Origin of the sequence: Cuneatibacter caecimuris (genome assembly GCF_004216775.1) — a bacterium.
Lineage (GTDB): Bacteria > Bacillota > Clostridia > Lachnospirales > Lachnospiraceae > Cuneatibacter > Cuneatibacter caecimuris.
The window spans coordinates 156,885-170,691 of the sequence record NZ_SGXF01000006.1 but is presented as its reverse complement, the minus strand read 5'-3'; the positions used below and the strand labels follow the sequence as shown (position 1 = coordinate 170,691).

Below are 13,807 nucleotides of genomic sequence, written 5' to 3'. Positions count from 1 at the left end.
GTGAGTGAATTATTACATGTTTCGGCCTCGCCTCATGTGAGGGCGAAGACAACCGTCCGGCAGATGATGTGGGATGTGATTCTGGCGCTGATGCCGGCCACGATTTTCGGAGTTTACCGGTTTGGATGGTATGCGGCCCTGGTGATCCTGGTGACAGTGGCTGCCTGTGTGCTGACAGAATACATATTTGAAAAGGGAATGAAGCGTCCTGTTACAATCAGCGACGGGAGCGCAGTGATCACCGGACTTTTGCTGGCGCTGAATATGCCGCCGGAGATTCCGGTCTGGATCCCTGTAATAGGCGGGATATTTGCTGTTCTGGTGGTAAAGCAGCTGTTCGGCGGCCTGGGACAGAATTTCATGAATCCGGCCCTGGCAGCGAGATGTTTCCTTCTGATATCCTTTGCGGGCCATATGACTGATTTCGCGGTGGACGGCATCAGCTCCGCCACGCCGCTGGCAGCCCTGAAGGCGGGGGAATCTGTGGATGTGCTTGCAATGTTCGCGGGAAATATTTCTGGGACCATCGGCGAAGTTTCTGTTGTGGCGATTCTGCTGGGCGCGCTCTATCTGGTGATCAGGAGGGTGATAACGCTCTGGATTCCGGTGACCTATATCGGAAGCTTCGCAGTATTTGTCCTGATTTTCGGCGGACACGGCGCGGACTGGACTTATCTGGCGGCGCAGCTTTGCGGGGGCGGCCTGATGCTCGGCGCTTGGTTTATGGCTACAGACTATGTGACCAGTCCTATCACCACCGGCGGAAAGGTGCTTTTCGGCCTGCTGCTGGGCGTGTTGACGGGGGTGTTCCGAATCTTCGGGCCTTCGGCGGAAGGCGTGTCCTATGCGATTATCATCGGCAATATGCTGGTGCCTCTGATGGAAAAGATCACTGTTCCCAGAGCTTTTGGCAGGAAGGGAGGCAAAGCAGATGGCAGGTAAAAAGGGAAAGAGCAATATCCTCAAAAATGCGATGGTCCTTTGCGCAATTACGTTGATTTCCGGCCTGCTGCTGGGCCTGGTTTACCAGATTACCCTGGATCCCATTGAAAAACAGAAGGCAGAGGCCAGCCTGAAAGCCTATCAAAAAGTATTTGCTGCAGCCGTTGATTTTAAAGAAACAGAAGAATTGAAAGCCTTCGCCGCTGATTCAGCCGGCCTATTTGCTGCCGGAGGCAAGGACTGGGAGAAAATTTCTGTTACAGAAGCGAAACAGGCGCTGGACGCTTCCGGAAATCAGATCGGCTATGTGCTGACGGTGCTGACCAAGGAAGGCTACGGCGGAAATATCAGCGTATCCATAGGCGTCGACGGGGAAGGAAAGGTGATGGGCGTGCAGATTCTCACCCACAGCGAGTCTCCGGGACTGGGAGCCAATGCGGTAAATTCCTCCTTCCTGAACCAGTATGCCGGAAAAGGCGGGCAGGAGATTTCCGTTGTGAAGAACGGCCAGCCGGGCGGTGCTGAGATCCAGGCGATCACCGGGGCCACCATCACATCCAAAGCAGTGACCCGTGCGGTGAACGCCGGCGTATATTTTGCGGATGCGGCAAAGGAGGCGGGAAAATGAATAAAATAGGCGAACGTCTTTTTAACGGAGTGATCAAGGAGAATCCTACCTTTGTGCTGATGCTGGGAATGTGCCCCACTCTTGCGGTAACCACCTCCGCCATCAATGGCCTGGGTATGGGTCTGACCACCATGGTGGTTCTGGCCTGCTCCAATCTGGTGATCTCTCTGATGCGGAAAATCATTCCGGACGGAGTGAGAATCCCTGCGTATATTGTAATTGTGGCGTCTCTGGTGACCATCGTGCAGCTCCTGCTGCAGGGTTTTATTCCCTCCCTTTATGACTCTCTGGGAATTTATATTCCTCTGATCGTGGTAAACTGTATTATTCTGGGAAGAGCGGAGTCCTACGCATCAAAAAACGGTCCGGTTGCCTCTATTTTTGACGGGATTGGCATGGGCCTGGGCTTCACCCTGGGCCTCACCTGTATCGGCCTGTTCCGTGAGCTTCTGGGCAGCGGAAGTATTTTCGGCTTTCAGATCATGCCGGAGGCATATGAGCCCATCGTGATTTTTGTCATGGCTCCCGGCGCGTTTTTTGTGCTGGCTATGCTGACTGCGCTGCAGAATAAGCTGAAGCTGCGTTCCGCCACCAATGTTCCTGGCAAGAAGCAGGAGGCCTGCGGCGGAGACTGCATGCACTGCGGATCTTCCGGCTGCGGCGACAGAAAAGAAGAGGAGGGGGCTGAAAAATGAAAACTCTGATTTTGATTCTGATCAGCTCTGCGCTGATCAACAATGTGGTACTGAGCCAGTTCCTGGGCCTTTGTCCTTTCCTGGGCGTATCCAAGCAGGTGAAAACGGCGGCAGGCATGGGCGGCGCGGTAATTTTCGTCATCACCCTATCTTCCCTGTGCACCAGCGTGATTTACAATTATCTGCTGGTCCGGTTTCATCTGGAATACTTGAATACCATTGTATTTATCCTGGTGATCGCTGCTCTGGTGCAATTTGTGGAGCTGTTTTTGAAAAAGAGCAGCCCTGGGCTGTACAGCGCGCTTGGCGTATATCTGCCTCTGATCACCACGAACTGCGCGGTGCTGGGTGTGGCGCTTTTGAATGTGCAGAATGAATATGGAATTCTGGAGAGCGTGATCAATGGTCTGGGCACCGCGGTGGGCTTTACCATTGCCATTGTGATCATGGCGGGCATCCGGGAACGGATCGCCCACAACAACGTGCCGAAAGCATTTCAGGGCGCGCCTATTGTGCTGATCACCGCCGGTCTGATGGCCATTGCATTTATCGGTTTTTCCGGTTTAATATAGGAGGTGCGGGATGTTAGCAGGAATATTGACCGCGGTTGCGGTAGTAGGAGTCCTGGGCCTCCTGATCGGCCTGTTTTTGGGCGTGGCCGGGAAAAAGTTCCAGGTGGATGTGGATGAAAAAGAACAGCTGGTGCGGGCGCTGCTGCCGGGGAATAACTGCGGGGGCTGCGGCTTCCCGGGCTGCGACGGCCTGGCCGCCGCCATCGCCTCCGGCAGCGCGGCAGTGAATGCCTGTCCGGTGGGCGGGGCGGAAGTGGCGCAGCAGATCGCCAAAGTCATGGGTGTGGAAGGCGCGGAGGCTGTGCGGATGACTGCTTTTGTGCGCTGTTCAGGCAGCCGTGAAAAAACAGTGAAGCAGTACGAGTATTACGGGGAGATGGACTGCCGGCAGGTCTTTGTGGTGCCGGGGCATGGGGATAAGCGGTGCAGCTACGGCTGCCTGGGCTATGGCAGCTGCCAGCGCACCTGCCCCTTTGACGCGATTCATGTGGTGGACGGCGTGGCTGTGGTGGATGCGGAGGCATGTAAGGCCTGCGGCAAGTGTATGGCAGTCTGTCCCAACCATCTGATCGAGCTGGTGCCGTATGGCGCTGACTATCTGGTGCGGTGCAGCTCCCGGGATAAGGGCAAAAACGTGCGCGCAGCCTGTGAGGCAGGATGTATCGGCTGTACGCTGTGCACCAAGGTCTGCGAAAGCGGGGCCATCACAGTGACCAACAGCCTGGCGCATATTGATTATGCGAAATGTACCGGCTGCGGGAAATGCGCGGAGAAATGTCCGGCTCATGTAATTGTGATGCGGTAATGAAAAAATCCCCCTGGAGGGTTTTATTGCATAGGGAAGGCAGTATCCTATACAGCAGGAAAGCGTGGGGAAGCCCGCGCTTTCTGCTTATAAGAAATAATTTGTTCTTTCTATTGGAGGCAGGCGGATGAAAAGGGTGAATGGACAGGATGTGCCTGAAAATCTTTCTTTTGCAGAGTTAAGTGAAATGATGGATTCGCCCCATATGCAGACTTTTGTTTTGGCATGCGAAGCCCTTCGGCTTGCAGGCACCCATGAGGCGTATGAGCTGCTGAAAAAGTATATAGCATCTGCGGACAAGTACAAGCGGAGATATGTCTTGTCCGTGATATTTGACTTCGCGGAATCTTCTGAGCTGAGTTCCGATCTGCTGAAGGCTCTCAAGAGCAAAGAAAAGTTTCTTGTCACAACAGCCCTGGATCATCTTGTTAATGGCAAAATTAAAATTGCGGACGAGGAGATTTTTGCTTGTCTGGAGAGCTGCCGCAGCTGGCTGGGCTGCTATTTCTATCAGGTCCTTGACGGCGTGGAAAAAAGTAAAGAGAATCTGGAGCGAACTTTAAACCTGTATCGAACCTGCGGTACGGACAGCGCCAAGATTGCTATTGCAGAGCACTTGGCAGATTTCTGCACGCCGGAAAACTATTTGCAGCTGTATGATCTTATGGCAGAACATCCGGCTCCGAAAATTCGTATGGCAGCGTGCCGTATTGCCAAAAAATTTGGGCGGCGTGATCTGCTGCAGCATTTTGAAAAAGACCCGGACGGGCATATTCGAAAATACGTGTCATTGTAAATGGTACAAGAAAAAAGTAAACAAATGATATGATGCTTTTGATGATTATTTGTTGACATTTACCAAGGTGTTATTTATAATTAATAGAAGACTAAGAATTAGGAGGGGTTATTATGAAAAAACTTATTTGTACTTTAAGTGCGGTGTTATGTTGCTTTTGTAGTAGTCATTTGGTATTTGCAGATAATGCTTTTTTATATCCTGTGAATCGTGATTCAAGTATTTGGAAAGAATTTTCTTCACATTTGGATATGATTGAAGCGTGTGATGTTTCAGTTGAAAAATTGAATGATTTAACGACGGAAGAACTATTACAGTATGTATTAGAATATCCTTTGTTGGTAGATATGTTTTTATTCGATTCACTAGAGGATGGTATTCTTGCATTGAGGGAGCACTGTGGTAGCTTAGCTGAGCTACTTGAAAGAGAGGATGTGTCAACAATTCTATTTGATTTTTATGAGCAAAATATTGTGGTATCGTATGCAAACTATAATGAAGCGGATCCTTGCGACTTGAAAGATTATGCGTTAGAAGGTATTTTGTCTTATTTGTATTTTAAAGGGGAATTGAAGAATCCTGAGAAAGATAAGTTCCTTTCTTTTATGGAACCTGAAATAAGTGTTTGTTTATCTGATAGTTTGTCATTGCCTAAAACTAAGGGATGTATATATAAGCAGATGTCAAACGAACAAGTTGATTTAACAAAAAAAGAAGCACTAGATGTAGTCTATACTCCAGTTGGTACACCTGTTTCAATAAGACGTACAAATTATGATGATGCAGATCATGAAAGTCTGGCAAGAGAGGCAGAAAAGGAAATGCTTCGTACATATCCAAATGCTTCAAAAATTGCTTCAGCTACATACCAGTATAATTGTCATGCATATGCGTGGTATCAGTCTTTAACGAATATTTTAGTTTGGATGGAGAACCCATGGAGTTATATGCATGATGGAAGTTATGCTGCTGTTAGTTATTCTCAAGGAGAAAAAATTTACTATGATGCCAATGGAGCTTCTTATAAGGGAGATCATTCGGGAAATATTACTAGTTCTTCAGCCGTTATTTCAAAGTGGGGAATAGGTCCATTAATGAGACACGCCCATACATATTGTCCTTATTATACGGGAGCTGAAATTTTGACTTATTATAAGAGGGTTCATTATTAATCGGAGGATTGATTATGAAAATGTTAATCTGTATCGCATTCACTCTATGCTTTCTCACTGGCTGCGGACAACCAGCTTCCCAGGAGAGCCGCCTTCCGGAGAAACCAGTTACGATTCCAGAATTTACAGGAGAATCAAATAATGCCGAAAGTGAAACCTGCAAGGAGGAAACAGAAACAGAGGAAAATTCTTTAGAAGAAGGGACAGCGACTCTCTCAGAAAAGATGAAAGAGAAGCTGTATGAAGGATATCAGATTATACCTGGAACGCCGGAGTGGGATGCCGCCAGAACAGAAGAAACAGTTCTGAAAAGATTGAGCACAGAAAACCTGATCACATTGTATACCCTGGATGCCACCCGGGAGACAAGCGGCGAAGCAGCTCCGGAATGGTTCCATGTCTGGGGAGAAGAGCAGGAGAAAACCAACCCAGTATTGAAAGAGCTGTGTACCCGGAAGGATTTGGGAAAGGCTGCTGTGGATTATTATTTCAGATATACCAGCGATGAAGTTCTGGAGCAGAAAGACAACCTCTATGAATATTGCCTTTTGGAACGGCTTCTGGCTTATATCCGTTACCGCGGGCTGATGCTGGAGGGAGATATCAGGCGATTGGATCAGAGAGTATCAGTTTATATCAGAGAATATGAAACCCATCCCAGAATGGCAGGCGGAGAGACTTATGAGGGATGCCTTCGGGATTTTGGAGCGGGGTTGAAAACCCTGTCCCCGGAAACAGAAGCAGAGATTTATGCAGGCTATCTGCTGCTCCCCGGAACGCCGGAGTGGGATGCCGCCAAGACAGACCCGGAAGTATTAAAAACGCTTAGTACCTGGAACCTGATCACTCTGGGCAGCCTAGACGCCTCCTGGATGGAGGTGGGAGCGCATCTCAGCTGTGACAGAGAGACCTGGCTGAAAGAAGACCTGGAGAAAAGCCCTGTCGTACAGGAACTGATGAGCAGGCCGGAAGCGGCTTCCCAGCTGATTGATTATTATTTTCTGTATACCAGTGACGCAGTGGTGAATCAGAAGTGTAATGTTTTTGAATATGTGTACCTCGACTCCCTTCTGGCGCTGTTTCGGATTTCCGGACGGATGACAGAAGAGGAGATCCATCGTTTGGAAACACAGATCAGGCTGAATCAGGAGAAACCGGTGGAAGACCTGAGCCATACGCTCATCAGCGGTTCCGGATACTGCCGGGTGCTGGAAGAAATGGGAATTCCGATGTATGGGGAAGAGGGAGAGGAGAATAATTGAGCAGTCTGGATTTATGCAAAGCTAAAATTTTATTCCGGCAGCATTTGACCGCTCCTGCAGAGCCTGTCCGGGTCTGCAAAGATTTAAACGGACTGCAGGCCCAGTTCATGCGCAATGTTTTTCACAGTCTGAAAATCCGATGTCCGGAAGGGACGGAGCCTGACTGTCAGGAAATCCGGGACAGACTTGTGAAAAGCTGGACTCTGCGAGGGACGGTTCATGTGTTCGCAAAAGAAGATCTATCCCTGTTTCTTCATCAGGGAAGAGATCATTTTCTCCGTCCGGTGGACAGGATGGAAGCAGATGAATATATCACGCTGGATAGAAAGCAATATTTTGCAGATCGGATTCTGTCGCTGATCGGAGAGGGAATCTCCAGGAGGGAAGAACTGAAAAAACAGTGCTTTTTAGAAGGGATGACAGACCGGGAATGTGAAAGCTTATTTAATTCCTGGGGAGGAATGATCCGGTATCTGGCGGAAACAGGAAAAATTTCCTATCTGGTGCAGGAAGAGAAAGCCTTTCAGCGATGCCCGGACTTTGATCCCATGGAAAAAGAGGCCGCAGAGTTGGAACTGGCCCGGCGCTATTTCACTTTTTTTGGACCTTCGTCAGTAAATGACGCCGCTTATTATTTCAAAGCGCCGAAATCAAGAGTGAGGGGCTGGATGAATAAACTGGCACTGAAAGAAGTGAAGACAGGAGAAACATACAGATATGAGGCGGAAGACGATTGTGAGGCGCCTGCAGATTATCCTGAAATTCCAGACTGCATTTTTCTGGCCGGGTTTGATCAGCTTCTGCTGGGATATCAAAAAAAAGAAAGCCTGTTTCTGCCACCAGAACATCTTCGTGGTATATTCAACCTATCGGGCATTGTGATGCCCGGAATACTGTATCAGGGCAGAGTGGCGGGAAGATGGAAGGAAAAGAATCATAAGTTGGAAATACAGATGTTTGAGCAGGTAGGAGAAAAGGGAAAAAAGAAGATCCTCCGGCAGGCGGAACAGTGCTGGCCGGACCTGAAACAAGTGAAATGGAACTAACCGGGAAGGAAACGCATGGGAAAATCACCGCATCTGTCCGGGCCAGCCGGAAGATGCGGTGGTTTCGCTGTTCTCGCCGATAAAAACTGCTTCCGTATCGGGAAGGCTTTCGATGAGAGCCATCCCTTTTTCTTTGCCCAGAATAAAGCAAGCGGTGCTCAGCGCGTCTGCATCTGCGCTGGAAGAAGTCAGAATGGTCACAGAGACAAGACCGTTTTCGCTGGGCCAGCCTGTTTCAGGGTTCAGCAGGTGGTGGTACGTCACCCCCATTGAAGTGAAATTTCTCTGATAAGTCCCTGAAGTCACCATGGACTGGTCTTTGACAGCACATGTGCCGGCCAGCTCAGAAACTGTCCCAAAAGGTTTCTGGATTCCCAAGTGAAACGGAGCGCCGTCCGGCTGGGAACCGAGACAGAGCAGGTTGCCGCCCAGATTGATCAGCGCGCTGGCAACGCCGCGCTGTTTCAGCCAGTCTTTCAGCCTGTCCGCAATATAACCTTTTGCTACTGCGCCCAAATCCAGCTCCATGGTATCATTGGGAAATGTGAGCATATTTCCTTCCAGACGGAGCCGGTCCCATCCGGAAGACTGCAGGGCCAGCCGGACTTCCTCAGAAGAAGGCGGCTTTGGATCTTCTCCCTGGAAATCCCAGAGAGAAACCACCCGCCCCATGGAAATATCCAGAGCCCCGTCCGATAGATGCGCCCAGGCGAGAGCGGAAGAAATAGCTGAGGACAAATCGTCAGAGAGCTGGAGAGTGCGTTCGCCGGGCTGCCGGTGATTGATCCGGTAAAGCTCGCTTTCAGAGTTTGTGCGGCTGAAAATCTGTTCAAAGCTTCTGCAGTATGCCAGAGCTTCTCCCAACAGGCTTTCATCCGCCGGATCATAAAGCGTCAATGTCACAACTGTATCGAACATGAAATCCGTTCTGGAAACAGGTTCTGCTTTGCGGCTGCATCCCGACAGAGGCAGGAGCGCAGCCGCAAAAACCAGGAATGTGCAGAACAGGAGCTTGCATTTGTAATAGATAGAGCCGGAATGGTCTGACATTTTGTTCACCTCCATGCTGTCGATTGTAACAGCAGGAGAGCAGACTGTCAAGAAACCAGCATAAACAGAAAGAGGCGCCGGGCTCCATCTATTTTACTGGTAGAATCCAGAAGTAGAATATGGTATAATTACAGGATAATTTCAGATAAGAATTGGGAGCTGCGATGAAAAGAAAAGATATTATTTTGCTGGCCGGAATTTTATTGGCCGCAGCAATATTATGGGGATGTTTCTCCCTGTTTTTCCCCGGAAAACAAGGCGGGTATGCGGAAATTCAGGTAGGTTCGGAAATCATTGAGCGGATTCCTATGTCAGAACCCTGCAGGAAAATCATTGCAGGAACAGGAGGAACCAATACGCTGGTGATTGAAGGCGGCATTGCGCGGATTGAGGAAGCGGACTGCCCGGACAGGCTGTGCGTGCGCCAGGGCGGAATCAGCAAAAACGGCCAGAGCATCATATGCCTGCCCCACCAGTTGGTTGTAAGAATTGTGGAAGAAGCGGAGGAATAACAGGATGGCCCTTAGGAGGAGCAGGAGGAGGCGCTGATGCGGCGGTGGGGACAAAAGAACGGAGATACCCGGGCAAAACGGGCAGCCCTGTATGGGATGCTGGTCGCCCTGGCCTTTCTTCTGAGCTATATAGAAACTCTGATTCCGGCATTCTTCTGGGTTCCGGGAATGAAACTTGGATTGGCAAACCTGGTGATTGTGATGGCGCTGTATCTGTTTGGCTGGAAAGGCGGGCTGGCCATATCTTTCATCAGAGTTCTTCTGGTGGCATTTTCATTTACCAATCTTTTCAGCCTGTACTTCAGCCTGGCAGGGGCGGCAGCCAGTCTCCTGGTGATGGCCGGTCTGAAACGTGGCGGAGGATTTGGCATCATAGGCGTCAGCCTGGCCGGAGGAACTGCCCATAATATTGCGCAGCTCTGTGTGGCGGCCGCGCTTCTGGGGGAAGGGGTATTGTATTACCTTCCTGTTCTTCTGGCCGCCGGAGCAGTGACCGGATTCTGCATCGGTCTGGCCTGCAGAGAAATATTAAAACGCCTGCCCGGAATGAAATCCAGGGATTAAAGGTACGCCAGTCTGATATTGGGATAAGACCACAAAAAAGTCCTGCTTGTTCATTGTTTATTTATTGACAATGCTCATAAAAATTGTTAAACTGATAGCATGGTTTGTAGGTAATACATAACAAAGTGAGGGAAAACAAATGAGCAGACTGAGTATCATTACCCTGAATCAGGCTCAAACCACAGTGGAGTCTCTTTATAAGGATCTGGAGCGCAGGATTGTCGCCAGCCCGCCCGGACTCTGTCCTGTGGATATGGCGGCGTCATTTCTGAAACTGTGCCACGCACAGACCTGCGGAAAATGCGTGCCCTGCCGCGTGGGCCTGGGACAGCTGGAAAAATTGCTGGAAGATGTGCTGGACGGCAATGCAACATTGGAAACCATTGATCTGATTGAGAAGACGGCGCGGGGAATCTCTGTATCAGCGGATTGCGCCATCGGCTTCCAGGCAGCCCGCATGGTGCTGGAAGGAGTACAGGGCTTCCGAGACGATTATGAGGAGCACATCCTGCGGGGAAGGTGTACCTGTGAGCTGAGCCAGCCGGTGCCCTGTGTGGCATTGTGCCCTGCGGGCGTGGATATTCCCGGCTACGTAGCCCTGGTGTCAGAAGGCCGCTATGCCGATGCCGTGCGGCTGATCCGCAAGGACAATCCCATGCCTCTGGTGTGCGGGCTGATCTGCGAGCACCCCTGCGAGGCCAGATGCCGGAGAAATATGGTGGATTTCCCGGTGAATATCCGGGGGCTGAAGCGTTTTGCGGTAGACCACGCCGGAGAAGTGCCGGTTCCCGCGCCTCAGGATGATACCGGAAAGACAGTGGCAGTGATCGGCGGAGGGCCGGGCGGCCTGAGCGCCGCATATTATCTTTCTCTGATGGGGCATAAGGTAACGATTTATGAGCAGAGGAAGAAGCTGGGCGGTATGCTGCGCTATGGCATACCCAATTACCGCCTGCCCAGAAAGAGCCTGGACGCGGAAATCGAAACCATGCTTTCCAACGGTGTGGAAGTAAAAACAGAGGTGAGCGTGGGCCAGGATATGTCTATTATCGACCTGCGGAACCAGTATGACGCGGTGTACATAGCCATAGGGGCGCACACGGATAAGAAGATCGGCATTGAAGGCGAGGACGCCGGAAATGTGATCTCCGCAGTGGAAATGCTGCGCAAAATCGGCGATGATGAGATGCCGGATTTCACGGGCAAGAGAGTGCTGGTCATCGGCGGCGGAAATGTGGCCATGGACGTGGCCCGTTCTTCCGTACGCCTTGGCGCGGAAACCGTGGGAATTGTTTACCGCAGGCGCAGAGTGGACATGACAGCTTTAAAAGAAGAAGTGGACGGAGCGGCGGAAGAAGGCTGTCAGGTTCTGGAACTGCAGGCTCCTGTGCGCATTGAGAAAGATGAAGACGGAAACGCTGCCGCGCTCTGGGTGAAGCCTCAGCTGATCAGCAGGGTGCAGGGGGGAAGGCCAAAGCCTGTGGATGCGGAAGAGCCGGAAAAGCGGATTCCCTGCGACCTGGTGATCGTGGCCATCGGCCAGGGCATTGAGTCCAAGAGCTTTGAAAAATATGGAATCCCTGTAAAGCGGGGCGTGATCGACGCGTTGAGCTGGAGCGGAATTAAGGATATTCCCGGCGTTTTTGCAGGAGGAGACTGTGTGACCGGCCCTGCTACTGTAATCCGCGCCATTGCCGCGGGCAAGGTGGCGGCCGCCAATATTGATGAATATCTGGGGTACCACCATGTGATCCAGAGCGATGTGGAAATCCCTGCGGCGCGCCTGGCGGACCGTCCGGCCTGCGGACGGGTGAATATGGAGGAACGGGACGCCGCAGAACGGGTGAAGGACTTTGATCTGGTGGAATGCGGCATGACCTGCGAGGAAGCCAGACAGGAATCCAGCAGATGCCTGCGCTGCGATCATTTCGGCTACGGCGTATTCAAGGGAGGTCGAGTGGACAGATGGTAAAATTGACTATAGACGGAAAATTAATTGAAGTACAGGAGGGAACCACAATCCTGGAAGCCGCAGCCCAGGCAGGTATCCCGGTTCCCAGCCTCTGCTATCTGAAAGATATCAATGATATCGGCGCGTGCAGAGTGTGCGTGGTGGAACTGCAGGGAATGCAGCGGCTGATCTCTGCCTGCAATAACGTTGCGGAGGAGGGCATGGTGATTTTTACCAACAGCCCTAAAGTAAGAGAGACCAGGAGAGTGAATGTGGAGCTGATCCTGTCCCAGCACGACTGCCGGTGCGCCACCTGTGTGCGCAGCGGTAACTGTACCCTTCAGAAAATCGCCAATGACCTTGGAATTATCGACCTGCCATATCATGAGGATATCTCTCATTCCAAATGGACCGCAGGATTTCCTCTGGTGCGCAATTACGAAAAATGTATTAAATGCATGCGCTGCGTGCAGATATGTGATAAAGTACAGGGCCTGAATATCTGGGACGTGGCCGGGACCGGTTCCAGGACCACTGTGGATGTTTCCAGGAACCGCAGGATTGAAGAGGCAGACTGCGCGCTCTGCGGACAGTGCATCACCCACTGCCCGGTGGGGGCTCTGCGGGAAAGGGACGATACGGATCGAGTATTCGAAGCTCTGGCTGATCCGGAAAAAATCACTGTGGTTCAGATTGCTCCGGCTGTGCGGGCCGCCTGGGGCGAGTCCCTGGGACTGTCCAGAGAATTTGCCACAGTAAACCGCCTGGTATCCGCCCTCCGGAAGATGGGCTTTGATTATATTTTCGATACGGATTTCAGCGCGGATCTGACGATAATGGAGGAAGGCAGCGAATTTCTGGAGAGGCTGGAAGAAATCAAATCCACCGGACTTCCCATGTTCACTTCCTGCTGCCCGGGCTGGGTACGTTTCATCAAATCCCAGTATCCCGATATGGTGAGACAGCTGTCTACGGCGAAATCCCCGCAGCAGATGTTCGGGGCAATGACAAAAAGTTATTATGCGGATCTGCTGGGCGTGGACCCGGAAAAGATCTATTCTATATCCGTGATGCCCTGTCTGGCTAAGAAAGAGGAATGCGCACTGCCCACCATGAACAGCGCCGGCGCCGGCCAGGATGTGGATGTGGTGCTGACCACCAGGGAAATTGACAGGATGATCCGGGCCGAACATATCCGGGCGGATCTGCTGGAAGAAGAGCAGTTTGACATGCCTCTCGGGGTGAGCAGCGGAGCCGGCGTGATTTTCGGAGCAACCGGAGGCGTGATGGAGGCTGCGCTGCGTTCCGCCTATTATCTGGTGACAGGAAAGAACCCAGATCCGGATGCGTTTAAGAGCGTGCGCGGTCTGGGCGGCTGGAAAGAAGCGGAATTTGATCTGGCCGGACAGAAGATCCGGGTGGCGGTAGCCAGCGGATTGGGCAATACACGGAAATTGATGGAAGCCATCCGTTCCGGAAAATCCTCTTATGATTTTGTGGAGATCATGGCCTGCCCCGGCGGCTGCGCGGGCGGAGGCGGTCAGCCGATCCATGACGGAGAAGAGCTGGCGGGAATCCGCGGCCAGAACCTCTATGGCCTGGACAAAGTGAACAGCCTCCGGTTTTCCCATGAGAACCCCTCGGTTCAGAACTGTTATAAAAATTATCTGCAGAAACCTCTGTCTCACAGAGCGCACGAACTGCTGCATACAGATCATTTTGGCTGGAAAATGCCTGAGGAACAGTAGAACGCAGTATTTGAGGAGAATGAACCGCCCCCTAAAAGTTAGATTTTTAGTCTGACCTTTGGGG

Annotated in this window: 14 protein-coding genes; 13 read left to right on the top strand and 1 reads right to left on the bottom strand. The window is 51.3% G+C overall.

What is annotated here, in order from left to right; genetic code table 11:
• The 9 genes from EV209_RS13615 to EV209_RS13575 all read left to right on the top strand — a co-directional run bounded on the left by EV209_RS13615 (position 1) and on the right by EV209_RS13575 (position 7,918).
• The gene (locus tag EV209_RS13615) at positions 1–942 is read left to right on the top strand and encodes an RnfABCDGE type electron transport complex subunit D (RefSeq protein WP_130436022.1); all 942 of its coding nucleotides are present in this window, start codon (positions 1–3) and stop codon (positions 940–942) included.
• Positions 932–1,570 (top strand): RnfABCDGE type electron transport complex subunit G, encoded by a 639-nt coding sequence (locus EV209_RS13610; protein WP_130436021.1) that lies wholly within the window; start codon positions 932–934, stop codon positions 1,568–1,570. Before EV209_RS13615 ends, EV209_RS13610 begins: the two co-directional genes overlap by 11 nt.
• Positions 1,567–2,265, top strand: a complete 699-nt coding sequence (rsxE, locus tag EV209_RS13605) for an electron transport complex subunit RsxE (protein ID WP_130436020.1) — start codon at positions 1,567–1,569, stop codon at positions 2,263–2,265. The genes EV209_RS13610 and rsxE overlap by 4 nt, the downstream gene beginning before the upstream one ends.
• Positions 2,262–2,837, top strand: coding sequence for an electron transport complex subunit RsxA (gene rsxA / locus EV209_RS13600; RefSeq protein ID WP_130436019.1), 576 nt, complete (start codon positions 2,262–2,264; stop codon positions 2,835–2,837). The genes rsxE and rsxA overlap by 4 nt, the downstream gene beginning before the upstream one ends.
• 10 nt (positions 2,838–2,847) lie before the next feature.
• Positions 2,848–3,642 (top strand): RnfABCDGE type electron transport complex subunit B, encoded by a 795-nt coding sequence (locus tag EV209_RS13595; RefSeq protein WP_130436018.1) that lies wholly within the window; start codon positions 2,848–2,850, stop codon positions 3,640–3,642.
• Positions 3,643–3,769: 127 nt separating this feature from the next.
• Positions 3,770–4,438 (top strand): hypothetical protein, encoded by a 669-nt coding sequence (locus EV209_RS13590; RefSeq protein ID WP_130436017.1) that lies wholly within the window; start codon positions 3,770–3,772, stop codon positions 4,436–4,438.
• A gap of 113 nt (positions 4,439–4,551) precedes the next feature.
• Positions 4,552–5,610 (top strand): hypothetical protein, encoded by a 1,059-nt coding sequence (locus tag EV209_RS16730; protein WP_130436016.1) that lies wholly within the window; start codon positions 4,552–4,554, stop codon positions 5,608–5,610.
• A 14-nt stretch (positions 5,611–5,624) separates the two neighbouring features.
• A complete protein-coding gene (locus EV209_RS13580; RefSeq protein ID WP_130436015.1) occupies positions 5,625–6,872 on the top strand; it encodes a hypothetical protein in 1,248 nt (415 codons plus the stop codon).
• Positions 6,869–7,918: a winged helix DNA-binding domain-containing protein gene (locus tag EV209_RS13575; RefSeq protein WP_130436014.1), complete on the top strand. Its 1,050-nt coding sequence runs from the start codon at positions 6,869–6,871 to the stop codon at positions 7,916–7,918. The genes EV209_RS13580 and EV209_RS13575 overlap by 4 nt, the downstream gene beginning before the upstream one ends.
• Positions 7,919–7,942: 24 nt before the next feature.
• Here the strand turns inward: EV209_RS13575 and EV209_RS13570 are convergent, their stop codons facing one another.
• Entirely contained in the window at positions 7,943–8,968 is a 1,026-nt protein-coding gene (locus EV209_RS13570; protein ID WP_165388934.1) for an FAD:protein FMN transferase, read from the bottom strand.
• A gap of 164 nt (positions 8,969–9,132) precedes the next feature.
• On the opposite strand from EV209_RS13570, the gene EV209_RS13565 reads away from it, so the two are divergent.
• The 4 genes from EV209_RS13565 (at position 9,133) to EV209_RS13550 (ending at position 13,743) form a co-directional block, all read left to right on the top strand.
• Entirely contained in the window at positions 9,133–9,480 is a 348-nt protein-coding gene (locus EV209_RS13565) for a NusG domain II-containing protein (RefSeq protein WP_130436012.1), read from the top strand.
• A 36-nt stretch (positions 9,481–9,516) separates the two neighbouring features.
• Positions 9,517–10,044, top strand: coding sequence for a Gx transporter family protein (locus EV209_RS13560; RefSeq protein ID WP_130436011.1), 528 nt, complete (start codon positions 9,517–9,519; stop codon positions 10,042–10,044).
• 139 nt (positions 10,045–10,183) lie between these two features.
• Complete coding sequence (locus EV209_RS13555) at positions 10,184–12,016, top strand: NAD(P)-binding protein (protein WP_130436010.1); 1,833 nt, start codon at positions 10,184–10,186, stop codon at positions 12,014–12,016.
• On the top strand, positions 12,010–13,743 hold the full coding sequence (locus tag EV209_RS13550; protein WP_130436009.1) for an NADH-dependent [FeFe] hydrogenase, group A6: 1,734 nt from the start codon (positions 12,010–12,012) through the stop codon (positions 13,741–13,743). The genes EV209_RS13555 and EV209_RS13550 overlap by 7 nt, the downstream gene beginning before the upstream one ends.
• The last annotated feature ends 64 nt before the right edge of the window (positions 13,744–13,807 follow it).